The sequence below is a fragment of the Ancylobacter rudongensis genome, assembly GCF_900100155.1.
Lineage (GTDB): Bacteria > Pseudomonadota > Alphaproteobacteria > Rhizobiales > Xanthobacteraceae > Ancylobacter > Ancylobacter rudongensis.
Genome location: NZ_FMTP01000005.1, coordinates 170,599 through 195,920 on the forward strand (window position 1 = coordinate 170,599; position 25,322 = coordinate 195,920).

Consider the following 25,322-nt stretch of genomic DNA (forward strand, 5'->3'; position numbering starts at 1 on the left):
GACATGAAGACCGCCGGGCGCCGGCTTGTCGAGAGGCGCGAGCAAGATTTGTGCGGTGCGGGGGCGCAGCCTGCGCACCGCGCCTACGGCCCCGTGCGGCGGGCGCTCCGGTCAGGCCGCGAAGCTGGTCGAGCGGGAGAGGCTTTCCCAGTCGGCGATCTCGGCTTTCATCAGGTCCAGCTTCTGCGCCACGAGCTCAAGCGCGTCCTCGCCGAGAAAGAGGCGCGTTGGCGGGTGATCGGCCCCGACAAGCTTAAGAAGGGCCTGCGCCGCCTTTTCAGGATCGCCGGGCTGGTTGCCGCTCTTCGTCTGGCGCGCCGCGCGCAGTGGGTCCATCACCGCATCGTAGTCGCCTAGGCTGCGCGGCGTCCGATCCATGGAGCGCCCGGCCCAATCGGTGCGGAACTGGCCCGGCGCCAGTGCGGTGACGTGGATGCCGAAGGGAGCCACCTCCTTGCCGAGGGATTCGGAAATGCCCTCCAGCGCGAACTTGCTGCCGCAATAGAACGCGATGCCGGGCATGGTGATGAAGCCGCCCATGGAGGTGACATTGACGATGTGCCCGCGGCGGCGGGCGCGCATGCCCGGCAGCACCGCCTTGATCATCGCGACCGGGCCGAACACGTTGGCGGCGAACTGGCGCTGAAGGTCGTCGATGGAGGATTCTTCGAGGATGCCCTCATGGCCGTAGCCGGCATTGTTCACCAGCACGTCCACCGGCCCCACGGCCCGCTCGGCGGCGAGGACGGCTTCGGGAATGGCCGCGTAGTCCGTCACATCCAGCAGCAGCGGAAAGGCGCGCTCCGACGTGCCGAAGGCCTGCGCGTCGGCGGGACGGCGCACGGTGCCGATCACCCGATGACCATCGGCCAGGGCGGCGGCGGCGAAGGCCCGTCCGAGACCGGAGGCGACGCCGGTGATAAGGAAGGTTCTGGAAGTGGTCATGGGAGGTTCCTGCAGTTGATCAAACCTGAATTTATATCATGATATAACTCCGAAATGGATCAAGACAAGCCCCGGCCCGCGCGGCCGAAGCAAACGACGCGCGCGCGCATTCTTGACGCTGCCGAGCGCTTGCTCGGGCAGGGCGACGCCGACTTTTCGATGCGCGAGCTCGCCGAGGAAGCGGGCGTGAGCTTCGCGACGCCCTTCAACCAGTTCGGCAGCAAGGCGGGGATCATGCTGGCCCTCTCCGAGCGCCGGATCGACGCCATGCGCGAGCGCCTTGCCCGGGCGGTGCTGCCGGCCACGGCGATCGAGCGTGTGCTCGTGGCGGTCGATATTGCGACGGGGGTCATGCTGAGCGCTCCAGCGGTCAATCGTGCCGTCATGGCGGCGGTCAGCGCGCCGAACGATCCACCCGGCAATGTGGCCGGCCGCTCCGGCGCGTGGTGGGCCGAGGCCCTCAGCGCGGGGGCGGGCCTCCCGGAGGCGACGCGCGATCTGGCGATCGCCGCGCTGCCCCTTCAAATGGCCTTCGCCTTTCGCGGCGTTCTGTCCTTCTGGACGGCGGGCGAGCTTTCTGACGCGGCTCTAACCCGCCAGGCGCGCGCGGCCGTGGCCACCCTTCTGCTCGGTTTCAGCGGACCGGACGAGCGGGCCGGGCTTCTGAAGCTGATCGGGGCAGAGGGCGTTCGAGCCGCGGCGGAGGCGGCCGGGCTCGCCGACCGGTGACTCTGCCGCCGGAAGCGCCATGCACCGTCTGGTCGTCCGGGCGTTCGTGACCTAGCCTGAGGCCGACGACACCGCCCGGACCCGAGTAAGCCATGTTCAACCTCGATTCGCCCTATCCCCGCGACCTGATCGGCTATGGAAGGACCCCGCCGAACCCGAAATGGCCGAGTGGGGCACGGATCGCGGTGCAGTTCGTCATCAATTACGAGGAGGGCGGCGAGAACTGCATCCTCCATGGCGATGCCGCCTCCGAAGCGTTCCTGTCGGAGATCGTCGGCGCCCAGCCCTGGCCGGGGCAGCGGCATATGAACATGGAGTCGATCTACGAATATGGCGCGCGCGCCGGCTTCTGGCGGCTCTGGCGCCTGTTCACCGCGCGCGGCCTGCCTGTCACGGTCTATGGCGTGGCGACGGCGCTGGCGCGCAACCCGGAAGCGGTGGCCGCGATGAAGGAGGCGCAGTGGGAGATCGCCAGCCACGGGCTGAAATGGATCGACTACCGCAACCATTCCTATGCCGCCGAGAAGGCCGATTTCGACACCGCGCTGCGGCTGCACACCGAGATAACCGGCGAGCGCCCGCTCGGCTGGTACACCGGTCGCACGTCCGAGCATACGCGCCGCATCGTCATGGAGGAGGGCGGCTTCCTCTATGATTCCGACATCTATTCCGACGACCTGCCGTTCTGGGTCGCCGGGCCGCGTGGGCCGCATCTGTCCATTCCCTACACGCTCGACGCCAATGACATGCGCTTCGCCATCCCCGCCGGCTTCGACCATGGCGAGCCGTTCTTCGCCTATCTGCGCGACAGTTTCGACGTGCTCTATGCGGAAGGGGCGCAGGCGCCGAAGATGATGAGCGTCGGCCTGCACTGCCGGCTCGCCGGGCGGCCGGGGCGGTTCCTGGCCCTGCAGCGCTTCCTCGATCACATCGCCCGGCATGACCATGTGTGGGTGCCGCGCCGGATCGACATCGCCCGGCACTGGCACGAACATCACCCGCCGTCGGCAAAACCGGAGTGAGGCCATGACCATGCGCAACGCCTTCCTTGCCACCCTCGTGCTCGCCGCGCTGCCTGCCGCCGCGCGGGCGGGGGAGATCGTCATTCCGCTGCCGGCCGGGGCGACGGCCGAGACCATCAAGGCGCCTTACGACTGCGGCGCCTTCGGCCCGGTCGAGGCGCGCTATTTCAACGCGCCGCCGGTGGCGCTGGCGAGCCTGGCGTTCAAGGGCGAGTTCCTGGTGATGTCAAATGTCATCGCCGCCTCGGGCGCGCGCTATGCCGGCGGCAAATACATCTGGTGGACCAAGGGCAACGGCGCCGACCTTTATGACGTGACCTTGGGCGAGGGCGCGGCGCCCGTGGCCTCCTGCGCCGCCGGCTCGTGAGCGTCGTCGTGCCCGGCCTCGTCATGGCGCGGCGCCCGCCGGCGCGGAGAGCGGCGCACCTCCGGCAGATGCTGCTGGATGACGAGGAAGAGCAGGGCGGTGGACCAGCCGAACATCATGATGCCGCTGCCCGCCGTCATCGGGTCGATCAGCCGGGTTCCGACATCCTGCGTCGACTGGCCGAAGCCCAGCGCGGTGTAGTTGACGAAGGCGGAGTAGTAGGCGTCGTTGTGATCCTCGACGATGCCCTGCGCGGCATAGACGACGGCCCAGAAGCCGACTTCGATGAGATGGGCGATCAGCAGCACGATATTCGCGACAATGAGCGCCGTCAGCAGCCGCAGCCGGGGATGGCGCTTGAACATGTTGTCATAGGCGTCCGCCCAGTCGAGCAGAATGTAGGTCGCCATCAGATGAACCAGCATCACCAGCATCATCAAGGTGATGCCGATGCCGATTTCCTTGAGGATCATCGTCGTCTCCCGGGGGCGGAGGAGGAGTAAATGCCGGCGGAACCTAGCATTCGCGCGCTTAACACGGCGGAAATCGGGCTGGCGGTGGAATGGGCGGCGGCCGAGGGCTGGAACCCCGGACAGGCCGACGCGGCCTGCTTCGCCACGGTGGACCCCGGCGGCTTCCTTGTGGCGGAGCTGGATGGCGCGCCGGCGGCGGTGATCTCGGTGGTCAATTACGACGCGCGCTTTGCCTTTCTCGGCTTCTACATCGTGCGGCCGGAGCTGCGCGGGCAGGGCATCGGCCTGCGCCTCTGGCAGGCGGGGCTCGCCCATGCCGGGGAACGCACCATCGGGCTCGACGGCGTGCTGGCGCAGCAGGCCAACTATACCAGGCAGGGCTTCGTCTTTTCCCATCGCAACATCCGCTTTGCCGGCGTGCCGGAGCCGGGGGAACCGGGCGGAACGGTCGATCTCGCGCAGGTGCCGTTCGCGGCGATCGCGGCCAGCGATGCGCGTGTGTTTCCCGCCCCGCGCGCGGCCTTTCTCAAGGCCTGGATCGCGGCGCCGGGCCATCAAGGGCGGGCGGTGCTGCACGAGGGGCGGCTGAAAGGCTGGGGCGTGGTGCGCCCCGCCCGTGAGGGCTGGAAGATCGGCCCGCTCATCGCCGAGGATTTGGAGACGGCGGACACGCTGTTTCGCGCGCTGCGCGCCGTGGCGGGGACTGAACCTGTTGTGCTCGACGTGCCCGAGCCGAATGCACCGGCGCTCGCCCTGGCCCGCCGGCACGGGCTTGCCCCGGTGTTCGAGACGGCGCGGATGTATCGCGGCTCACTCCGCCCGGCGACGCTGGAGCCGCTCTTCGGCGTCACCAGCTTCGAGCTCGGCTGAGGCCGGGCCTGTGCGCGGGCGGCCAGTTTTGGGCGCCCACAGCGTGGCGATGACGACGCCCGCCAGCACCAGGCCATAGCCGGCCGCATGGTAGAGATGCGGGCGCTCGCCGAGAAACACGATCGCCAGCGCCGAGCCGAACACTGGCATCAGGTGGAAGAACGGCGCGGCGCGGTTCGGCCCGACCAGCTGGATGCCGCGATTGAAGAACAGATAGGCCAGCACCGAGGGAAACAGCGCGACATAGAGGATCGCGGTGAGCGCCTTCGCGTCGAACACCAGGGGCGGGCTGACGGCCCGCTCGACGACGAAAAGCGGGGTCAGCATCAGCATGCCGAGGCCGAGGCTGAAGCCGAGGAAGCCGAGCGCGGAGAAGGCCGGTCGGCGCGCCAGCAGCGAGGAATAGGCGCCGTAGAGCGCCATGGCGGCGATCATCCAGAGGTCGCCCTCATTGAAGGCGATGTTCACCAGCACGGCGGGATCGCCCCGGCAGATGATGGTGAGCACGCCCATCAGCGACAGGAAGATGCCGGCCGCCTGGCCCATGGAGAGCCGCTCGCCATTGAGGATGAGCGACCAGAAGGCGATGAGCAGCGGCCCTGTCGACTGGATCAGCAGCGCGTTGAGCGCCGGGGTGAACTCCAGCGCATGGTACTGCATGGTGTTGAACAGGGTGATGCCGGTGAGCGCGAGCAGGCCCACCAGCTTCCAGTGGCGGCGCAGCAGCGGCCAGTCCGCCCGCATCGACCGCCAGGCGAAGGGCAGGAGAATCAGCACCGCCAGCGCCCAGCGCATCCAGGCCAGGCTCGCTGGCGGTACATGCCCGGCGACATGGCGGCCCATCACGATATTGCCCGCCCAGAACAGCGAGACGAGGGTGAGCAGCAGATAGGGCGCGTCGAACAGGCGGCGGAACATGAGCGGGGCCGGGTAGGGGACGGGTGGCCCACCCAGCCTCTAAAGCATTTCAGCCGCGCTGGCGCCGCCGGGTGGGCGGCGCGTCCATGAAATCTTCTGATCCATCGCCGCCCGCCGTCGATGGCTGGCGCACGGCAGCGCGGCGCTCAGCCGGCGGCGCGGATGAGCAGCCTTGTGCCCCAGGGATCGGCGACGGCGAAGCCGTGGGCGAGCGGCGCGACCGCCTCGCCGGCCGCCTGGAGGCGCGCGCGCACCGCCTCGACGGCGGCGGCGTCGGGTAGGACGACCTCATACTCGATGAGGCCGACGCTGTTGGCCGGCGCCGCGCCGCCTTCCCGGCTGTGCCAGATGTTCAGCCCCAGATGGTGGTGATAACCGCCGGCGCTGACGAACAGCGCGCCGGGATAGCGGTCCGTCGTCACCGCGAAGCCGAGTTCATCGACATAGAAGCGCCGCGCGCCGGCGAGATCGCCGACCTGCAGATGCACATGGCCGACGCTTGTGCCCTCCGGCATCGGCGCGTCGAGCGGCACGCCCTCGGGCGCGTCGGCGAGCAGGCGGCGCAGATCGAGCGGCTGGGTCGCCATCTCGACGGTCTGCCGGTCCCAGCGCCAGTCGCTTTCCGGGCGGTCGCGGTAGATCTCGATGCCGTTGCCGTCGGGGTCGTCGAGATAGAGCGCCTCGCTCACCAGATGGTCGGAGGCGCCGAGCCGCACGCCCTGCGCGACCAGCCGGCGCAGCACCAGCGCGAGGGCGGGACGGTCGGGAACCAGCAGGGCGACATGGAACAGGCCGGTGGTGCCGCGCGGGCGGGCGCCGGCATCGGGCGCGCCGACCAGTTCGATAAGCGTTTGCCCGCCGACGCCGAGGCGCAGGCTGCCATCGTCGTTCCGGCCGAGCAGGGAAAGGCCGACCGTGCCGGTGTAGAAGGCCGCCGAGCGCGCCGCGTCACGTACGCGCAGGCGCACCGCGCCGATGCGCAGGCCGGCCGGCAGGGTGGGCGCGGTGTGGGCGGGCGTCGTGTGGGCGGACGTGGGCTGGGCGATGGCGGTGCTGGTCATGACGGTTCCTCACGGCGACGGCGGTCGATGCCCTTAAGGTCGTGCAGCACCCGCGCGCCCGCAATCGGCAGATGATTGCAGGCTCGCAATACCGCCCTGCCATTGTCGCCCGGCGGGCCGCGACTTGTGCACCGCGTCACCGACGGTGCCGGCGTTCTTGCCTCTCCCGGTGTCATCCCTTAAGACGATGCAGCCCCGGTCGGACGTTTCGCCGGGGCTTTGTCTGTGCGCGGGCACGGCACACCGCCGCACCCCGCCTCGCAATGCAGGAGCGTGGCTCGTGGCGAATGTGGTCGTCGTCGGTTCCCAGTGGGGCGACGAGGGTAAGGGCAAGATTGTCGATTGGCTCAGCGAGCAGGCGGACGTCGTCGTCCGCTTCCAGGGCGGCCATAATGCCGGCCATACGCTGGTCGTCGGCGACAAGACCTACAAATTGTCGCTGCTGCCGTCCGGCGTGGTGCGCGGCGCGCGTCTGTCGATCATCGGCAATGGCGTGGTGCTCGACCCGTGGGCGCTGGTCGACGAGATCACCCGCATCACCGGGCAGGGCATCGAGGTGACGCCCGAGCGGTTGCGCGTGGCGGAGAATGTCGCGCTCATCCTGCCGCTGCACCGCGAGCTGGACGCGATCCGCGAGAACGCTTCCGTCGGCACCAAGATCGGCACCACAAAGCGCGGCATCGGCCCGGCCTATGAGGACAAGGTCGGCCGGCGCGCCATCCGCCTTGTCGATCTCGCCTCGCCCGCGACGCTGGACGGCAAGATCGACCGCCTGCTGGCGCACCACAACGCGCTGCGGCGCGGCCTCGGCATCGAGGAGGTCGACGGCGCCCGCCTGCGCGACGAGCTGACCGAGATCGCGCCGAAGGTTCTGCCCTATATGGACCGCGCCTGGGCGCTGCTCGACGATGAGCGCCGGCGCGGCGCCAAGATCCTGTTCGAGGGCGCGCAGGGCGCGCTGCTCGATGTCGACCACGGCACCTATCCCTTCGTCACCTCGTCCAACACGGTGGCGGCGCAGGCGGCCACCGGCTCCGGCCTCGGCCCGGGCGCGATCGGCTATGTGCTTGGTATCACCAAGGCCTACACCACCCGCGTCGGCGAGGGGCCGTTCCCGAGCGAGCTGCACGACGACACCGGCCGCCGGATCGGCGAGCGCGGCCGCGAATTCGGCACCGTCACCGGCCGTCCGCGCCGCTGCGGCTGGTTCGACGCGACGCTGGTGCGCCAGACGGTGCGGACCTCGGGCATCAACGGCATCGCGCTGACCAAGCTCGACGTGCTCGACGGCTTTGACGAGCTGAAGATCTGCACGCGCTACCGCCTCGACGGGCAGGAGATCGACTATTTCCCCGCTGGGCAGGACGCCCAGGCGCGGGTGGAGCCGGTCTATGTGACCATCGAGGGCTGGAGCGAATCGACCGCGGGTGCCCGTTCCTGGGCCGACCTGCCGGCCGAGGCGGTGAAGTATGTGCGCCTGATCGAGGAACTGATCGGTTGCCCGGTGGCTTTGCTGTCCACCAGCCCCGAGCGGGATGATACGATTCTCGTGCAGAACCCTTTCGAATCCTAACGTTCCACCCCGGACCCGATCGCTCCCCATGGCCGATTACTACCCGCTCATCGCCCGCGCCATTGGCGGCCTTCCCGAAAAGACCGGGGAGGCGCGCAAGGCTGTCTATGAGCGGGCCCGGCGGGCGCTTCTCGCCCAGCTGACCGCCGTCGACCCGCCGCTCTCCGAGCCCGATGTCGCCCGCGAGCAGCAGGCGCTGGAGACGGCGATCAGCCGGGTGGAAGCCGAATATGGCACGGCGGCGACGCCGCCGGCCGGTTTGCCGCCGGCCCGGCCCCCGAGCCCGCCGCCTGCCGCGCCGCCACCGGCCGCGCCCGCGCCGGTGCCCCCCGCGCCGGTTCCCCCGGCGCCGGTGCCGCCGGTGCCCGCGCCGCACGTCGCCCGGGCGCCGCTGACGGCATCGCCTCCGCCTCCGCCGCCGGCCGTTCCCCCGTCCACGCGGGCCCCGGAGCGGTCGCCGGAGCGCGGCGCCGAGCCGATGGCGGGTTTCCATCCGACCGAAGCCGAAGCGGTTGCCGCCGGGCTGGAGCCGCCCCGCAGCGCGGGCGGTTCGTCCGACTGGCGCAGCGAGGCCGCCCGGCTGGTGCGTGAGCGTGAGGCCGAGGAAGCCGCCTATCAGGGCGAGGAACCGCCGGCCGAGGCGCCGCCCGTGGCGCCGGCACCGCCCGCGCAGGGCGGACGCGGCCGGCTTGTGGCCATTCTTGTCTTCGTGCTGCTGCTGATCGCCGGTGGCGTCGTCGGCTATACCGAGCGCGAGACCATCGTCGGGCTGATCAACGGCGCCGGCAGCTCCTCTTCGCCCTCGGCCGAGGCCCCGGCGGCCCCGGCATCCACCGACGCGCCGAAATCGACCGACCGGATCGTCCAGGCCGACGACGCCGCCGCCCCGGCCACGTCGGGCGCGTCGCCGGCTGCCAGCGGCGCCGCCGGCACGGCCATCGGCGCCGACCAGCGCGCCGTGCTGTTCGAGGAAAGCCCGGGCGGCGGCGAGCAGGGCCTGCAGCAATATGTCGGCACGGTCGAGTGGAGCACGGAGAGCGCCAGCGCCAGCGACGGCCAGCCAGCCGATATCGGGGTGCGGGCGGAGATCTCGATTCCGGCCCGCAACATCAGCGCCACCCTGACCTTCCGCCGCAACCAGGACCCCTCGATTCCGGCCTCGCATATCCTTGAAGTGCAGTTCAAGCTGCCGCCCGGCTTCGATCTCGGCAATATTTCCAGCGTGCCGGGCATGCGGGCCAAGGCCTCCGAAGGTGCGCAGGGGGCGCCGCTGGTCGGCCTCGCCGTGCGGGTGGCGCCGAACTACTTCCTGGTCGGCCTGTCCTCGCTGCCGACGGATGTGCAGCGCAATCTCGGCTTCATCATCACCCGCAACTGGCTCGACCTGCCGCTGGTGTTCGAGAATGGCCGTCGCGCCATTCTGGTGCTGGAAAAGGGCGGGGCTGGCGACGAGGCCTTCCGCGAGGCGTTCACGGCCTGGGGCCTGCCGGTCGGCCCGGCGCAGAAGGCCAACTGACGGTTCACGCCGTCTCTTCTGGACGATGTATCAGGGGGAGCGCCACGCTCCCCCTTTTTTGTTGCGCCCGGCGATGGGGCGGTGTCGTCCGCGCGCCGTTCCGCAGGGGTAATGTCATGCGCCCGGTGCAAGGGTGGTATTTGGCATTAGGTATACCACGAACCTCGGCCGCTCCGTATGTTGCGTCGCAGCAAACTCGAACGGAGTCGGCGCATGTTGCAGTCGGTCTATCCCCTCCTGCCGCTTCTCATATTGGGCCACGCCCTGATCACCATCCTGGCCGTGGAACTGCTCGGCGAGGAAGAGACGGCGGCACTGGCGCCGGAATGCTACCCGGCCTGAAAAAGAAAAACCCCGCGGCATCGCTGCCACGGGGTTTTGTGTTGCTGGCCTGCCCGAGGGATCAGGCGGCGGCGCGGCCCTTCAGGACCTCGACCAGCGTCTTGCCGAGGCGCGCGGGCGAGGGGGAGACCACGATCCCGGCCTCTTCCATCGCCGCGATCTTGTCCTCGGCGCCGCCCTTGCCGCCAGAAATGATGGCGCCGGCATGGCCCATGCGGCGGCCGGGAGGCGCCGTGCGGCCGGCGATGAAGCCGACCATCGGCTTCTTGCGGCCGCGCTTGGCTTCGTCCTTGATGAACTGCGCCGCTTCTTCCTCGGCCGAGCCGCCGATCTCGCCGATCATGACGATCGACTCGGTGGCGTCATCGGCCAGGAACATCTCCAGCATGTCGATGAACTCGGTGCCCTTGACCGGATCGCCGCCAATGCCGACAGCGGTGGTCTGGCCCAGGCCCTCCTGCGAGGTCTGGAACACCGCCTCATAGGTCAGCGTGCCGGAGCGCGAGACGACGCCGACCGAGCCCTTCTTGAAGATGTTGGCCGGCATGATGCCGATCTTGCACTCGCCGGCGGTGACGATGCCGGGGCAGTTGGGGCCGACGAGGCGGGACTTGGAACCGTCCAGCGCCCGGCGCACCTTCACCATGTCGAGCACCGGAATGCCTTCGGTGATGCAGACGATGAGCGGGATTTCCGCCGCGATCGCCTCGCAGATGGCATCGGCCGCGCCCGGGGGCGGGACATAGATGACCGAGGCGTCGGCGCCGGTCTTGTCGCGCGCCTCGGCGACGGTGTCGAACACCGGCAGGCCGAGATGGACCGAGCCGCCCTTGCCCGGCGAGGTGCCGCCGACCACCTGCGAGCCATAGGCCAGGGCCTGCTCGGAGTGGAAGGTGCCGTTCTTGCCGGTGAAGCCCTGGGTGATGATCTTGGTGTTCTTGTTGATGAGAATGGACATCAGGCGGCTCCCTGCACAGCCTTGACGATCTTCTGGGCGGCGTCGTCGAGGTCGTCCGCCGGGATGACGTTCAGGCCGCTCTCGCGGATGATGGTCTTGCCTTCCTCGACATTGGTGCCTTCCAGGCGCACCACCAGCGGAACCTTGAGGCCGACCGTCTTCACCGCGGCGATGACGCCGCGCGCGATGACGTCGCACTTCATGATGCCGCCGAAGATGTTGACCAGGATGCCCTTCACGCTCGGGTCCGAGGTGATGATCTGGAACGCCGCCGTCACCTTCTCTTCCGTGGCGCCGCCGCCGACGTCGAGGAAGTTGGCCGGCTCTTCGCCGTAGAGCTTGATGATGTCGAGCGTGGCCATGGCAAGGCCGGCGCCGTTGACCATGCAGCCGATCGAGCCGTCGAGCGCGATATAGGCGAGGTCATACTTCGACGCCTCGATCTCCTTGGCGTCTTCCTCGGTCTCGTCCCGCAGGGCGACGACATCCGCATGGCGGTAGAGCGAGTTGGAATCGAAGGAAATCTTGGCGTCGAGGCACTTCAGCTTGCCGTCCTTGGTGACGACCAGCGGGTTGATCTCCAGCATCGCCATGTCCTTGCCGATGAAGGCGGCATAGAGCTTGGAGACGATGTCGCCGGCCTGCTTGGCGAGGTCGCCGGTGAGGCCGAGCGCCTGGGCGACGGTGCGGCCGTGATGGGGCATCACGCCGGTGGCCGGGTCGATGGAGAAGGTGTGGATCTTCTCAGGGGTCGAGTGGGCGACTTCCTCGATGTCCATGCCGCCTTCGGTGGACACGACGAAGGCGACGCGCGAGGTGGCGCGGTCGACCAGGGCGGAGAGGTAGAACTCCTTCTCGATCTCGGAGCCTTCCTCGATGTAGACCCGGTTGACCTGCTTGCCGGCCGGGCCGGTCTGGATGGTCACGAGGGTCTTGCCGAGAATCTGCTTGGCATTGGCGGCGGCTTCAGCGGCGGACTTGACGACGCGCACGCCGCCCTTCTCGCCCGCATCGGCCTCCTTGAACTTGCCCTTGCCGCGCCCGCCGGCGTGGATCTGGCTCTTCACCACCCAGACGGGGCCGGCGACCTTGGCCGCGGCGGCTTCCGCCTCGGAGCCGTCGAGAATGGCGACGCCATTCGGCACCGGGACCCCGTATTCGCGGAGCACTCCCTTGGCCTGATATTCATGGATATTCATAAATTCCGCTCCTCCACAACCGGACGGTCGGGAGAGCTGCCGAGGGCTCTCCCGTCGATTGGCGTATCCGCTTTCCCTATAGGCGCTAGCGCGCCAAGACGCTACTGCACGAAAGTGTTGCTGAGCGTCCCGATGCCCTCGATCACGATATCCACCGTGTTGCTCGGGGCCTTCATTACTCCGACGCCGACCGACGTGCCGCAGCAGATGATGTCGCCGGGGTTCAGCGTCATGTCGTGCGAGATCCGGCTCACCAGCTGATGAGCGGAAAACACCATGTCGCTGATCGGGTAGCGCTGGCGCTCGTCGCCATTGAGCACGGTGCAGACGACCAGCGTCGCCGGGTCGACATCGGTCGCCACCACGGGCCCGAACGGGCCGAAGCCGTCGAAGCTCTTGGCCCGCACCCATTGGGCGAAGGTGGCGTCCTTGTTGATGATGTCGGCGGCGGTGATGTCGTTGACGCAGGTGTAGCCGAAGATGTACCCGCCCGCCTCGTCCTCGGAGACGGCGGTCGCCTTCTTGCCGATGACGATGCCCAGCTCGCCCTCATAGACGACCTTGCCGTCATAGGAGGCCGGCCGGTGCACGGTGGCGCCGGGATTGGTGAGGCAGGAGCCGGCTTTCAGCAGATAGAGCGGATCGGCCGGAACGGGCGAATTGAGCTTCGCCGCCAGGGCATGGAAGTTGTTCCACAGCGCGATGATCTTGGTCGGCTCCGTCGGGGCGAGGAGATCGACCTCGGAGAGCGCGATGCGCTCTCCGGTCGGCGTGGCGCCATTGAACATGTCGCCGCTATGGACGGTGATGGTGTTGCCCTCAAGCGTGCCGAAGCCGGCAGCGCCCGAGCGCTGGTAACGAACCCAGTGTGCCATGTGTCGCCGAACTCAGTTGTAGCAGCCGGCGATCTGCGCGCGCTGGCGAACCAGGGCGAGCACGACGTCGAGGGTCGGGGTCGGGATACCGGCGAGACGGCCCATTTCCTGAACCACCGTGACCAGCGCGTCGATCTCCATGGCGCGGGAGCGTTCGAGATCCTGCAGCATCGAGGTCTTGTGCGCGCCGACCGCGCCGGCACCGTCGATGCGGCGCTCCACGCCGACGCGGAAGTTCACGCCGGACTGGACGGCGATTTCCTGCGCCTCAAGCATCATCGCCTTGGCCACGGCGCGAGTGCCGGGATCGGAGGCGATCACGTCGAGCGTGGCGTGGGTGAGGGCGCTGATCGGGTTGAAGCAGAGATTGCCCCACAGCTTCAGCCACAGCTCGTCGCGGATGTTGGGCAGGACGGGCGCGCGCATGCCGCCGGCCGCGAAGGCCTCCGACAGCTTGGTGGCGCGCTCGGTGATCTCGCCGGAGGGCTCGCCCAGCGGGAACTTGTCGCCATAGACGTGCTTGATGACGCCCGGCTCGACCACCTCGGTGGCGGGATAGACGATGCAGCCAATGGCGCGTTCGGGGCGCAGGCCGGCCCACTGCTTGCCGCCGGGATCGACGCTCTCCAGCGTCTTGTTCTCCAGATGGTCGCCATGCTTGTAGTAGTACCAGTAGGGCACGCCGTTGACGGCGGTGACCACGGCGGTGTCGTTGCCCAGCAGCGGCTGCATGGCATCGACCACGCCCGGCACCGAATGGGCCTTCAGGGCGACGATGACGTAATCCTGCGGGCCAAGCTCGGCCGGGTTGTCGGAGCAGGGAATGTGCTCGACACGCTCTTCGCCGTCGATGAGCAGCTTGAGGCCGTTCTTCTTCATGGCTTCGAGATGGGCGCCACGGGCAACGAGGCTGACATCGACGCCCGCCCGCTTGAGCTGAACACCGACATAACCGCCGATCGCGCCGGCACCATAGATGCAGACCTTCATGGGACTCCCTCCTATATCCAGGCTACCCCCGCGGTGCCCGGATTTTGTTTGGTATTTTGTATGCCATGATTAGGTGCGATGAGCCCCTAGTCAAGAGCGAAGGCACGGGCGTGATAAAACGTCGCGCATGTTTAGCCGCTTCGCATTTCCTGGCGGGGCGTGTTTGCGACGTGTCCCTTAAGTTACTTCGGCCGGCACCGCCTTGTCCACGGTGTATAGGCCAGAACAATTGTCTGAATGAATACGCAAAAGACGGCGCGGGGTGCCGCGTTCCACTGGCCGGACAGCAATGCTTACTTTTCTCGCCAGAAACAGTTCGGGGGCGCAAAGCGCCCCCGAAGGTCGTACTGAATTATGAATTCAGATAGTGTCAGGCATCCGGCGCGACGGTGTGATTTGCCATCAGTTCCAAGGCCTTGACGAGAGCCGAGTGATCCCAGGCCGAGCCGCCATTGGCGGCGCAGGTGCTGAAAAGCTGCTGCGCCAGCGCGGTCGAGGGCAGCGCCATCTGCATCTGACGCGCGCCGTTCAGGGCGAGGTTCAGGTCCTTCTGGTGCAGCTCGATGCGGAAGCCAGGGTTGAAGGTGCGGTTGATCATCCGCTCGCCATGGACTTCCAGAATGCGCGAATTGGCGAATCCGCCCATCAGCGCCTGGCGCACCTTGGCCGGATCGGCACCCGCCTTCGAGGCGAACAGCAGCGCCTCGCCGACGGCGAGGATGTTCAGCGCGACGATGATCTGGTTGGCGACCTTGGTGGTCTGGCCGTCGCCATTGCCGCCGACGAGGGTGATGTTCTTGCCCATCTTCTCGAACAGCGGCTTCACCGTCTCGAAGGCCTTTTCCGGGCCACCGACCATGATGGTGAGCGAGGCGGCCTTGGCGCCGACTTCGCCGCCGGACACCGGGGCGTCGAGATAGTCGCAGCCGAGCTCGTTGATCTTCTTGGCGAACTCCTTCGTCTCGACCGGAGCGATGGAGCTCATGTCGACGACGATCTTGCCGGCCGAGAGGCCCGCCGCGATGCCGTTCTCGCCGAACAGGGCGGCGGCGACATGCGGGGTGTCCGGCACCATGGTGATGATGATGTCGGCGTTCTTGGCGACTTCCGTGCCGCTGGCGCAGGCGACGCCGCCCTTGCCCGTCAGCTCGGCCGGGACCGGCTTGACGTCGTAGAGATAGAGCGTGTGGCCGGCGTCGATGAGATGACCGGCCATGGGCGCGCCCATGATGCCGAGACCGACAAATCCAACATTCGCCATCGTCTTATCCTCGTTTTCCCAGACGTATTCGGTTTCTTGACCGCCGTGGCCTCACGCCACGCCAGCGAGTTCCTTGAGCCAGCCGAGGCCTGCCCCGGTCTCGCCCTTCGGCTTGTATTCGCAGCCCACCCAGCCCTCGTAGCCGATGGCGTCGAGATGGCGGAACAGGAAGGGGTAGTTGATCTCGCCGGTGCCAGGCTCGTTGCGGCCGGGATTGTCGGCAAGCTGGATATGCGCGATCTGGGCGAGGTTCGCCTCGATGGTGCGGGCGAGATCGCCCTCCATGATCTGCATGTGGTAGATGTCGTACTGGATGAAGAGATTGTCGGAGCCGACCTCTTCGATGATCGCCTTGGCCTGCTTGGTGTAGTTGAGGAAGAAGCCGGGAATGTCGCGCGTGTTGATCGGCTCGATCAGCAGCTTGAGACCGGCTTCCTTGATCTTCGGCGCGGCGAACTTCAGATTGTTGACGAAGGTGTTGTGCAGCACTTCGCGATCGGCCCCGGCGGGCACGATGCCGGCGAGGATGTTGACCTGCGGGCAGCCGAGCGCCGTGGCGTAGTCGATCGCCTTGTCGACCCCGGCGCGGAACTCGTCGACGCGCTCGGGCAGGATCGCGATGCCGCGCTCGCCGCCGCCCCAATTGCCGGCGGGCAGATTGTGCAGAACCTGCTTCAGGTTGTTGGCCTTCAGCTTGGCGACCAGTTCCTCAACCGGGAAGTCATAGGGGAACAGGTATTCGACGCCGGTGAAGCCGGCGGCGGCGGCCTTCTCGAACCGATCGAGGAAGGGCACCTCGTTGAACAGCATGGTGAGATTGGCGGCAAAACGGGGCATGGACCGCTCCTAGGGCATTCGGAAGATGGACTGGCTCCCTCTCCCCGGCGGGGAGAGGGGTGGGGTGAAGGGGGCTACCGCAGGGCGGAGGCTTACCCCTCACCCGCCGCTACGCGGCGACCTCTCCCCAACGGGGAGAGGAAAGTAAAGGCTAATCGGTTCGCGCATGAGCGCGAAACCTCTCTCAGGCCTTGGCGGCGCTTTCGAGCGGCAGGTCGAGCACGTCCTCGAACTCGTTCACCGCGTCGATCTCGGTGCCCATGGCGATGTTGGTGACGCGCTCCAGGATGAACTCCATCACAACCGGCACCTGATGCTCCTGCATCAGCGCCTTGGCCTTGACGAAGGCGTCCTTGAACTCGTTCGGCGAGGAGACGCGGACCGCCTTGCAGCCGAGGCCCTCGGCCACCGCCACATGGTCGACGCCGTAGCCGGCATTTTCCTCGGCATTGATGTTGTCGAAGGCGAGCGAGACCTCGAAGTCCATGTTGAAGCCGCGCTGCGCCTGACGGATCAGCCCGAGATAGGAGTTGTTCACCACCACATGGATGTAGGGCAGCTTGTGCTGGGCGCCCACCGCCAGCTCCTCGATGAGGAACTGGAAGTCATAGTCGCCCGAGAGCGCCACGATCTCCGCGTCCGGGTCCGCCGCGCGCACGCCGAGCGCCGCCGGCAGGGTCCAGCCGAGCGGGCCGGCCTGGCCGCAATTGATCCAGTTGCGCGGCTTGTAGACGTGCAGCATCTGCGCGCCAGCGATCTGGCTGAGGCCGATGGTCGAGACGTAGCGGGTGTCGCGGCCGAAGGCTTCGTTCATCTCTTCATAAACGCGCTGGGGCTTCAGCGGCACATTGTCGAAATGCGTCTTGCGCAGCATGGTCTTCTTGCGGTCGAGGCATTCCTTGGCCCAGCCGGAGCGGTCCTTCAGCTTGCCGGCGGCCTTGTATTCGCGGGCGACGTCGAGGAACAGGTCGAGCGCGGCGCCGGCATCGGAGACGATGCCGAGATCGGGGCCGAAGACGCGGCCGATCTGGGTCGGCTCAATGTCGACGTGAATGAACTTGCGGCCCTTGGTGTAGACCTCGACCGAGCCGGTGTGGCGGTTCGCCCAGCGATTGCCGATGCCGAACACGAAGTCCGAGGCCAGCATGTTGGCGTTGCCGTAGCGGTGCGAGGTCTGCAGGCCGCACATGCCGGCCATCAGGTCGTGATCGTCGGGAATGGTGCCCCAGCCCATCAGGGTCGGGATCACAGGCACGCCGGTCAGCTCGGCGAACTCGACCAGCTTGTCGGAAGCGTCCGCATTGATGATGCCGCCGCCGGAGACGATGAGCGGGCGCTCGGCCTCGTTCAGCATGGCGATGGCCTTCTCGGCCTGCTTGCGCGTTGCCTTCGGCTTGTAGACTTCGAGCGGGGAATAGGTCTCCTCGTCGAACTCGATCTCGGCCAGCTGCACGTCGATCGGCAGGTCGATCAGCACCGGGCCGGGACGGCCCGAGCGCATGACGTGGAAGGCCTGCTGGAACACCATCGGCACCAGCGCCGGCTCGCGCACCAGCACCGCCCATTTGGCGACCGGCTTGGCGATGGATTCGATGTCGACCGCCTGGAAGTCTTCCTTGTACAGCCGGGCGCGCGGGGCCTGGCCGGTGATGCACAGGATCGGGATCGAATCGGCGGAGGCCGAATAGAGGCCGGTGATCATGTCGGTGCCGGCCGGGCCTGACGTGCCGATGCACACGCCGATATTGCCGGCCTTGGCGCGGGTGTAGCCTTCGGCCATATGCGAGGCGGCCTCGACATGGCGCGCCAGAATGTGGCGCGTCTGGCCATAGGCGCGCATCGCGGAATAAAGCGGATTGATCGCGGCACCGGGCACGCCGAAGGCGGTGGTGACGCCTTCCATTGCGAGAATCCGGATCGCGGCATCGACGGCACGCATCTTGGCCATGGCAGTTCCTCCTCGCGTCGTCGGCTGGCGGGGGCTCGCCCCTCACGGGGCTGGCGGCGCCCGGCACCGGCCTTTCCGACCTGTTCAAAACGTTTGTCCGGCTGCCGCAGGCCTCATCCGGCGCCAGGTTCTGGGCACCGGGCGCATGCTGCGTAGCGGCATCATTCTTTCCGCACTGCGGAATGAATTTCCGAAAATCGCGGAAAACATGCCACGGCGGAGCTATTTCCGCAATACGGGATGTATTTCTGGTTTGCGAAAAAACAGCGGATGCGCCTTTATGCGCAGACGCGACGCGGCCGGGCGGTGACATAAGATGGATCGCTTGGGCAGATGGGGCAGGGCGGAGCGTTCGCCCCGCCATTTTCGGAGGTGATCTGCGGATGAACCAGGACGTTCCGATCGTGCGCCGCCGCGGCCGCCCTTCCTCCGCCACCGGCACCGAGGGCGGCGGCGAGGTGCAGTCGCTCGACCGCGCCATCGCGCTGCTGGAAGTGCTGGCGCTGTCCGACGGGCTGACGCTGAGCGAGGTGGCGCGCGCCGCCGAGCTGCCAACCTCCACCGTGCACCGCCTGTTGACCACGCTGGAGCGGCGCGGGCTGGTCGGCCACGACGCCGCGACCGGGCTGTGGATGGTCGGCATCGGCCTGTTCCGCGTCGGCTCGGCCTATTTGCGCATCCGCAAGCTGCCCGAGATCGCCCGTTCGCTGCTGCGCGAACTCTCGCACGGGGTGAACGAGACGGTGAACCTGTCGCTGATCGAGGGGCCGCATCTGGTCTGCGTCGCGCAGGTGGAGAGCCACGCCGCGGTGCGCGCCTTTTTCCGCATCGGCGGCGACCTGCCGATCCACGCCTCGGGCGGCGGCAAGGCCATTCTCTCCGGCATGAGCCCGGAGGCGCGGCGCGCCTGGCTGGGCGGCGACCAGCTGCAGCGCTTCACCGAGCACACCCATATCAGCCGCCGCGCCCTGCAGGCGGACCTCGCCGAAATCGCCGAGCGTGGCTTTTCCATAGACGACGAGGAGCACACGCCGGGCATGCGCTGCGTGGCGGCGGCGGTGCTGGACGAATGGCGCGAGCCGGTGGGGGCGATCTCGATCTCCGCCCCGACCGTGCGGATGCCGCCCGAGCGCATCGCCGATCTCGGCGCCCGCGTGCGCGAGGCGGCGCGGCGGCTTACGACGCAGTATTCCGGGCGGTAGCGCTCCCTCTGAACAGCCGTCATCCCGGCCGCAGGCGCAGCCGTCGAGCCGGGATCGTGCGCAGCAGAAGCCCTCTATTTCTCGACGATCCCGGATAGGACCTGCCGGTCCTTCCGGGATGGCGACCTTCATGGGACAAAAAAAAGCCGGCGCGGGATGCGCCGGCATTAGTCGCCTAGGAGGAACCGAACGTTGGAAAGCCCTTCGTTCTGCTCCGGGAGGCTCGGTGGCTCTTTCGCCCCGCCACGCATTGTCGCGCAGCTTTGAGAGAAAGGCCGATAGGTCCGGCCGGTGGACGGCGCGCCAGGCGCGCCGCCCTTCGGGCCGATCAGGCGATCAGACCGCCTTGGCGTCGTGCATCGCAGCGATTTCTTCCTGCGAGTAGCCGAGATCGGCGAGCACTTCGTTGGTGTGCTGGCCGAGCAGCGGCGAGGCGGTGATTTCGACCTCGACGTCCGAGAACTTGATCGGCGAGCCGACGGTCAGGTACTTGCCGAGCTTGGGGTGATCGACCTCGACCACGGTGCCGCTCTTGCGCAGCGACGGGTCGTTGGCGATTTCCTTCATCGACAGCACCGGGGCGCAGGGGATGTCGAACTTGCGCAGGATGTCGATGGCCTCGAACTTCGTCTTGTCGGCGAGCCAGGACTCGATGAAGGCGAAGATGTCGAAGATCTTGTCCTGACGGGCTTCGGCGGTGTTGTAGGCCGGATCGTCAATCCACTCCGGCTTGCCCAGCGCCTTGCAGATCGGCGCCCAGGCATGGCCCTGGATGGTGAAGTAGATATAGGCGTTGGGATCGGTTTCCCAGCCCTTGCACTTCAGCACCCAGCCCGGCTGGCCGCCGCCGCCGGCATTGCCGCCGCGCGGAACGACGTCCGAGAACTCGCCATGCGGGTACTGGGGGTATTCTTCGAGATAGCCGAGCGCGTCGAGGCGCTGCTGGTCGCGCAGCTTGACGCGGCAGAGGTTGAGCACCGAATCCTGCATCGACACGGCGACCTTCTGGCCCTTGCCGGTCTTCGTCTTCTGGTGAAGAGCGGTCAGGATGCCGATGGCCAGGTGCATGCCGGTGTTGCTGTCGCCGAGAGCGGCGGCCGAAACGGTGGGGGGGCCATCCCAGAAGCCGGTGGTGGAGGCGGCGCCGCCCGCGCACTGCGCGACGTTCTCGTAGACCTTCAGGTCCTCATAGGCGTGGCCTTCCGAGAAGCCCTTCACCGAGGCGAGGATCATGCCCGGGTTGAGCGACTGGATGTGCTCCCAGGTGAAGCCCATGCGGTCGAGCGCGCCGGGGCCGAAATTCTCGACCATCACGTCCGACTCCTTGATCAGCTTGGTCAGGACTTCCTTGCCCTGCGCCGTCTTGGTGTCGAGAGTGAGCGAACGCTTGTTGGAGTTCAGCATCGTGAAGTACAGCGCGTCGGCGTCCTTGACATGACGCAGCTGCGAGCGCGTGACGTCGCCCGCGCCGGGGCGCTCGACCTTGATCACGTCGGCGCCGAACCAGGCAAGAAGCTGCGTGCAGGCCGGACCGGCCTGAACGTGCGTGAAATCGATGATCTTAATACCTTCGAGGGGCTTAGACATTGTAGTCGACTTCCCTTTTAGCGTTAACAGTCCGGACGGAGGCTCACCCTGCCGCCGGATTGAGATTTCCCATCCCTCGCGGATGGAAACCGTACTTCTCCCCATGCGCCCCGGCGCTCTGACGGCACCGGCTTGCATCTCCCAGGGGGTGATCGACTTCGGAACGACTCACGACTTCTTTTCGTCCACCCTGGCCTCACACTTCGCCAGGCGCCGGCGCAGATCGCGCTCTTCGGCCCGGCGAAACGTCTCTTTGCGGATCGCCGCTGCGGCATGCCGCGCGGCGTCCGTTCCGCCCCGACAGGCTTCGTCCCGCCGCCGGGAGGGGCCTGCCTCACGCATGGCCGGAGCGAACACCGGCCATGTACCCTTCGTGCTGCCCGAAGGCGGCAAACTCACTCGGCCGCCAGCCGCACCGGCTCGCCGACCGCGCCGGAGGCCTTGATGCGGGCGATCTCGTCGCCGCCAAGACCCAGAACCTGCGCGAGGATTTCCTCGGTGTGCTCGCCCAGCAGCGGCGAGCGCTCGACCTCGACATCGTTGTCCGACAGCTTGATCGGGTTGCCGACGGTCAGGTACTTGCCGCGCGTGGGGTGGTCGATTTCCACCAGCGTTCCGGTCGCGTAGAGCGATTGGTCCTCGGCGATCTCCTTCATCGAGAGCACCGGGCCGCAGGGAATGTCGACCTTGTTGAGGATTTCCATCGCCTCGAACTTGGTGTGGGCCATGGTCCACGATTCGACGCGGTGGAAGATCTCGTTGAGATGGGGCAGGCGCGCCGCCGGCGTGGCGTAGTTCGGATCGGTCTTCCAGTCCGGCTCGCCAATGACGTCGCAGATCTTCCCCCAGACCGGGGCCTGGGTGATGAAATAGATATAGGCGTTGGGGTCGGTCTCCCAACCCTTGCACTTCAAGATGCGCCCGGGCTGGCCGCCGCCGGAATCATTGCCGGCGCGGGGCACCGAATCGCCGAAGGGCAGGCCCTCGCCGAACTGGCTGTATTCGCGCAGCGGGCCGCGCTCCAGGCGCTGCTGGTCGCGCATCTTCACGCGGCAGAAATTCAGCACCGCGTCCTGCATGGCGCAGAGCACCTTCTGGCCGCGGCCGGTCAGCGTGCGCTGGTAGAGCGCCGTGACAATGCCGAGCGCCAGGTGCAGGCCGGTGCCGGAATCGCCGATCTGGGCGGCGGTGACGAGCGGCAGGCCGTCGCGGAAGCCGGTGGTGGAGGCCGAGCCGCCGGTGCACTGGGCAACGTTCTCATAGACCTTGCAGTCCTCGAACGGGCCGGGGCCGAAGCCCTTGACCGAGGCGAGGATGATGCGCGGGTTCAGCTCCTGGATGCGCTCCCAGCTGAAGCCCATGCGGTCCAGCGCGCCGGGGGCGAAATTCTCGACCATCACGTCGCAGATCTTCACCAGCTCCTCGAGGACCTTCTTGCCCTCGGGGTTCTTGGTGTCGAGCGTGATGGAGCGCTTATTGGAGTTCAGCATCGTGAAGTAGAGGCTGTCCGCATTGGGGACATCGCGCAGCTGGGCGCGGGTGACGTCACCCTCGCCAGGACGCTCTACCTTGATCACATCGGCCCCGAACCACGCGAGAAGCTGCGTGCAGGTGGGGCCGGACTGAACATGGGTGAAATCGAGGACGCGAACGCCGTCCAGTGCCTTGCCCATGGGGTTCCTCTCAAGATGACCCGGCTTTTCGCCGTTGTGTCGTTGTTACTTAAGGGATGGGACGGGTGGGGAAATTGCCGCTCCCCACCCGTCCCGGTTTGACTTACTTCTTCTTCACCACGCTCTGCGGGTTGAGGCTGCCGATATTGCCGCTCTCGCTGCCGGCGGCCGGGTCGATAACGGCATTGATGAGCGTCGGCTTGCCGCTGTCCATCGCCTCGTCCACAGCCTTCTTCAGCTCGTCCGGGGTGGTGACGTGGTAGCCGACGCCACCGAAGGCTTCCATCATCTTGTCGTAGCGCGAGTCAGCGACGAAGACGGTGGTGCCGGGATCGCGACCCGTCGGGTCGGTGTCGGTGCCGCGGTAGATGCCGTTATTGTTGAAGATAACGACGCAGACCGGCAGGTTGTAACGGCAGATGGTCTCGACTTCCATGCCGGAGAAGCCGAAGGCGCTGTCGCCCTCGACCGCCAGCACCGGCTTGCCGGTTTCCACCGCCGCGCCGATGGCGAAGCCCATGCCGATGCCCATCACGCCCCAGGTGCCGACGTCCAGGCGCTTGCGCGGCTGGTACATGTCGATCACGCCGCGGGCGAGGTCGAGCGTGTTGGCACCCTCATTGACCAGGATCGCGTCGGGACGCTCCTTGATGACCTGCTTGAGAGCGCCGAGCGCCGAATGGAAATCCATCGGCGTGGAGTTCTTCAGCAGGCGCTGGGCCATCTTGCCGATATTGACTTCCTTGCGGGCGTTGATCGCGTCGATCCACTCGGCCGCAGGCGCCTTCCAGCCGGTCTTGATGCCCTCGTTGAGGGCCTCGATGACCGAACCGATGTCGCCGACCAGCGGCGCCGCGATCTCGACATTCGAGTCCATTTCCTTGGGCTCGATGTCGATCTGGATGAACTTCTTCGGGGCGTCGCCCCAGGTCTTGCCCTTGCCGTGCGACAGCAGCCAGTTGAGGCGGGCGCCGACGAGCACGACGACGTCCGAATCCTTCAGCACCGTCGAGCGGGCGGCGCCGGCCGAGAGCGGATGGTTGTCGGGCAGCAGGCCCTTGGCCATCGACATCGGCAGGAAGGGGATGCCGGAGGTTTCGATGAAGGAGCGGATCTCCTCGTCGGCCTGCGCGTAAGCCGCGCCCTTGCCGAGGATGATCAGCGGCTTCTTGGCCGACTTCAGCACGTCGAGCGCGCGGGTGACGGCGGCCGGGGAGGGGAGCTGCGCCGGAGCGGCGTCGATCACCTTGACCAGCGACTTGGCGCCGGCATCGGCATCCATCACCTGCGAGAACAGCTTGGCCGGCAGGTCGAGATAGACACCGCCCGGACGGCCCGAGCAGGCCGCGCGGATGGCGCGGGCGACGGCGATGCCGATATCGGCCGCGTGCAGCACGCGGAAGGCCGCCTTGCAGAGCGGCTTGGCGATGGCGAGCTGGTCCATCTCCTCATAGTCGCCCTGCTGGAGGTCGACGATCTCGCGCTCGGACGAGCCGGAGATGAGGATCATGGGGAAGCAGTTGGTGGTGGCGTTCGCCAGGGCGGTGAGGCCGTTGAGGAAGCCCGGCGCCGAGACGGTGAGGCACACGCCCGGCTTCTTGGTCAGAAAGCCGGCGATGGCGGCAGCGTTGCCTGCGTTCTGCTCATGGCGGAACGAGATGACGCGGATGCCTTCGGCCTGCGCCATGCGACCCAGATCCGTGATCGGAATCCCGGGTACGCCATAGATGGTGTCGATATCGTTCAGTTTGAGCGCATCGATGACCAGGTGGAAGCCGTCCGTGAGCTCCTGCTCGGTCTCGGCGGCGGCATTCACGTCAATAACCTGTGCGACTGCGGACATCCCGTATTCCCTCCCAAACGTCCTTCGGCGGGTTCATGCCGCCCTAATCTAGGTCTACGTGGTTCTCGACATGCTCAGCGAGCCGGAGCGTGTGGTCTCTGACCAAACGCTCGGCGCGGTCCGCGTCCCGCGCCTCGAGAGCAAGAATGATCTCCAGATGGTCGGATGCCGAACGCTGCGCCCGGTCCATCTCAAAGATCGTGCGGTGGCGGATGGCCCGTACATGGAAGAACAGGTTTTCCGTCATCGCCACGAGCAGCGAAGAGCCGCTCAGCCGGATCAGCGCCTGGTGGAACGCGATATTCGCACTCGAATATTCGTCGCACCGATCGCGCTCAATCCGCGCCAGATCGAACTTCTTGAACAACGTCCTAAGCTCGGCGATCGCCTCGTCGCTTGCGCGCTGCGTGGCGAGGCGGGCCGCCATGCTTTCCAGCGCCGCCCAGGCCTCGATCATCTCGATGATCTCGGCCTTGGAGCGGCGAACCACCATAATGCCCCGCCGGGGTACGGCGCGGAGCAGGCCTTCCTGCTCCAGCATCGCGACCGCCTCGCGGATCGGCGTCCGGCTTGCGCCGAGACGCTCGGAAATATCCCGCTCGTCGAGCAGCACCGGCTCGCTTGAGCCGTAGATGTTCATGTGCGTGATGGCTTCCTTGAGAGCGGCATAGGCCTTGCTCTTGAAGCTCTCCTTGGCCGGCAGGCGCTCAATGGTCAGACCATTCTCGCCGCTTTGCCAGTGCTTGCTCACAATTGCCTTGCTATCCACGGAAGCGTCCTCTGCGGAAAACCCACAGCGGATTTCCGAAAAAGTGGCATACCAAATACCAACATGTCAATTCGCTTGTCCCCGTCACGGGGGCGCCTCCGGCTCCTTTTCCTCACCTGCGCCGTGCGCTTTCTCAGCCCGACCTGACCTTCAGTAAGGAGGGTGGAACGCACTTGCGTATGCAATATACCACGGACGATCGGGCATGGCGAGGGCGCCGGAACACTTTGCGGCGTCGCGCAGTCAAAAGTTCGCTCCATTCTGGCAGAGGGTTGCTGCCGCCGGGGGCGCTTCTGTTGCAAAACCTTGAAAACAAAAGGCCCGCCGCCTTGCGGCGAAGGGCCCGAATGGTGCGTCGCTTCCG

23 protein-coding genes are annotated in these 25,322 nt (G+C 67.0%); 8 read left to right on the plus strand and 15 right to left on the minus strand.

Features of this window, described 5'->3' with window-relative positions:
• Positions 1–111: 111 nt before the first annotated feature.
• Complete coding sequence (locus BLO63_RS14200; protein WP_091441708.1) at positions 112–945, minus strand: oxidoreductase; 834 nt, start codon at positions 943–945, stop codon at positions 112–114.
• 54 nt (positions 946–999) lie between these two features.
• Between BLO63_RS14200 and BLO63_RS14205 the strand changes: the two genes are divergently transcribed.
• From BLO63_RS14205 to BLO63_RS14215, 3 genes are all read left to right on the plus strand, one after another.
• Positions 1,000–1,674, plus strand: a complete 675-nt coding sequence (locus tag BLO63_RS14205) for a TetR/AcrR family transcriptional regulator (protein WP_091441709.1) — start codon at positions 1,000–1,002, stop codon at positions 1,672–1,674.
• Positions 1,675–1,766: 92 nt separating this feature from the next.
• Positions 1,767–2,696 (plus strand): allantoinase PuuE, encoded by a 930-nt coding sequence (puuE, locus tag BLO63_RS14210; RefSeq protein WP_091441711.1) that lies wholly within the window; start codon positions 1,767–1,769, stop codon positions 2,694–2,696.
• 4 nt (positions 2,697–2,700) lie between these two features.
• Entirely contained in the window at positions 2,701–3,063 is a 363-nt protein-coding gene (locus tag BLO63_RS14215) for an MliC family protein (RefSeq protein ID WP_091441712.1), read from the plus strand.
• Here BLO63_RS14215 and BLO63_RS14220 read toward each other — a convergent pair.
• The gene (locus BLO63_RS14220) at positions 3,003–3,536 is read right to left on the minus strand and encodes a hypothetical protein (protein WP_091441714.1); all 534 of its coding nucleotides are present in this window, start codon (positions 3,534–3,536) and stop codon (positions 3,003–3,005) included. The genes BLO63_RS14215 and BLO63_RS14220 overlap by 61 nt on opposite strands.
• 30 nt (positions 3,537–3,566) lie before the next feature.
• Here BLO63_RS14220 and BLO63_RS14225 point away from each other — a divergent pair, with 30 nt between their 5' ends.
• A complete protein-coding gene (locus BLO63_RS14225) occupies positions 3,567–4,406 on the plus strand; it encodes a GNAT family N-acetyltransferase (protein ID WP_091441715.1) in 840 nt (279 codons plus the stop codon).
• Here BLO63_RS14225 and BLO63_RS14230 read toward each other — a convergent pair.
• Both BLO63_RS14230 and BLO63_RS14235 read right to left on the minus strand, forming a co-directional pair.
• Complete coding sequence (locus tag BLO63_RS14230) at positions 4,347–5,324, minus strand: DMT family transporter (RefSeq protein WP_091441717.1); 978 nt, start codon at positions 5,322–5,324, stop codon at positions 4,347–4,349. The two genes, BLO63_RS14225 and BLO63_RS14230, sit on opposite strands and share 60 nt — an antisense overlap.
• Before the next feature lie 146 nt (positions 5,325–5,470).
• The gene (locus BLO63_RS14235) at positions 5,471–6,385 is read right to left on the minus strand and encodes a VOC family protein (RefSeq protein WP_091441718.1); all 915 of its coding nucleotides are present in this window, start codon (positions 6,383–6,385) and stop codon (positions 5,471–5,473) included.
• Between the two features lie 280 nt (positions 6,386–6,665).
• On the opposite strand from BLO63_RS14235, the gene BLO63_RS14240 reads away from it, so the two are divergent.
• From BLO63_RS14240 to BLO63_RS21440, 3 genes are all read left to right on the plus strand, one after another.
• Positions 6,666–7,958 carry an adenylosuccinate synthase gene (locus BLO63_RS14240; RefSeq protein WP_091441720.1) on the plus strand — a complete coding sequence of 431 codons (1,293 nt, stop codon included), beginning with the start codon at positions 6,666–6,668 and terminating at the stop codon, positions 7,956–7,958.
• Between the two features lie 28 nt (positions 7,959–7,986).
• On the plus strand, positions 7,987–9,474 hold the full coding sequence (locus tag BLO63_RS14245; RefSeq protein WP_091441722.1) for a hypothetical protein: 1,488 nt from the start codon (positions 7,987–7,989) through the stop codon (positions 9,472–9,474).
• Positions 9,475–9,687: 213 nt separating this feature from the next.
• Entirely contained in the window at positions 9,688–9,816 is a 129-nt protein-coding gene (locus tag BLO63_RS21440) for a hypothetical protein (RefSeq protein ID WP_018387641.1), read from the plus strand.
• A gap of 61 nt (positions 9,817–9,877) precedes the next feature.
• On the opposite strand, the gene sucD is transcribed toward BLO63_RS21440, so the two are convergent.
• From sucD to gcl, 7 genes are all read right to left on the minus strand, one after another.
• Complete coding sequence (gene sucD / locus BLO63_RS14250) at positions 9,878–10,774, minus strand: succinate--CoA ligase subunit alpha (RefSeq protein ID WP_091441723.1); 897 nt, start codon at positions 10,772–10,774, stop codon at positions 9,878–9,880.
• Positions 10,774–11,973 (minus strand): ADP-forming succinate--CoA ligase subunit beta, encoded by a 1,200-nt coding sequence (sucC, locus tag BLO63_RS14255; protein WP_091441725.1) that lies wholly within the window; start codon positions 11,971–11,973, stop codon positions 10,774–10,776. Before sucC ends, sucD begins: the two co-directional genes overlap by 1 nt.
• A gap of 101 nt (positions 11,974–12,074) precedes the next feature.
• Complete coding sequence (locus BLO63_RS14260; RefSeq protein WP_091441726.1) at positions 12,075–12,848, minus strand: fumarylacetoacetate hydrolase family protein; 774 nt, start codon at positions 12,846–12,848, stop codon at positions 12,075–12,077.
• Positions 12,849–12,860: 12 nt separating this feature from the next.
• Complete coding sequence (locus tag BLO63_RS14265; RefSeq protein ID WP_018387637.1) at positions 12,861–13,838, minus strand: 2-dehydropantoate 2-reductase; 978 nt, start codon at positions 13,836–13,838, stop codon at positions 12,861–12,863.
• A gap of 370 nt (positions 13,839–14,208) precedes the next feature.
• Positions 14,209–15,099, minus strand: coding sequence for a 2-hydroxy-3-oxopropionate reductase (gene glxR, locus BLO63_RS14270; protein ID WP_091441728.1), 891 nt, complete (start codon positions 15,097–15,099; stop codon positions 14,209–14,211).
• Positions 15,100–15,150: 51 nt separating this feature from the next.
• Positions 15,151–15,936, minus strand: coding sequence for a 2-oxo-tetronate isomerase (gene otnI, locus BLO63_RS14275; RefSeq protein WP_091441729.1), 786 nt, complete (start codon positions 15,934–15,936; stop codon positions 15,151–15,153).
• 184 nt (positions 15,937–16,120) lie between these two features.
• Entirely contained in the window at positions 16,121–17,884 is a 1,764-nt protein-coding gene (gcl, locus tag BLO63_RS14280) for a glyoxylate carboligase (protein ID WP_091441731.1), read from the minus strand.
• A 383-nt stretch (positions 17,885–18,267) separates the two neighbouring features.
• On the opposite strand from gcl, the gene BLO63_RS14285 reads away from it, so the two are divergent.
• Positions 18,268–19,086, plus strand: coding sequence for an IclR family transcriptional regulator (locus BLO63_RS14285; RefSeq protein ID WP_091441732.1), 819 nt, complete (start codon positions 18,268–18,270; stop codon positions 19,084–19,086).
• A 336-nt stretch (positions 19,087–19,422) separates the two neighbouring features.
• On the opposite strand, the gene frc (BLO63_RS14290) is transcribed toward BLO63_RS14285, so the two are convergent.
• The 4 genes from frc (BLO63_RS14290) to BLO63_RS14305 form a co-directional block, all read right to left on the minus strand.
• Positions 19,423–20,673 (minus strand): formyl-CoA transferase, encoded by a 1,251-nt coding sequence (gene frc, locus BLO63_RS14290; protein ID WP_091441734.1) that lies wholly within the window; start codon positions 20,671–20,673, stop codon positions 19,423–19,425.
• Between the two features lie 395 nt (positions 20,674–21,068).
• Positions 21,069–22,346, minus strand: coding sequence for a formyl-CoA transferase (frc, locus tag BLO63_RS14295; RefSeq protein WP_091441735.1), 1,278 nt, complete (start codon positions 22,344–22,346; stop codon positions 21,069–21,071).
• A 103-nt stretch (positions 22,347–22,449) separates the two neighbouring features.
• Entirely contained in the window at positions 22,450–24,189 is a 1,740-nt protein-coding gene (gene oxc, locus BLO63_RS14300; RefSeq protein WP_091441737.1) for an oxalyl-CoA decarboxylase, read from the minus strand.
• 43 nt (positions 24,190–24,232) lie between these two features.
• The gene (locus BLO63_RS14305; protein ID WP_091441739.1) at positions 24,233–24,958 is read right to left on the minus strand and encodes a GntR family transcriptional regulator; all 726 of its coding nucleotides are present in this window, start codon (positions 24,956–24,958) and stop codon (positions 24,233–24,235) included.
• Positions 24,959–25,322: the final 364 nt, after the last annotated feature.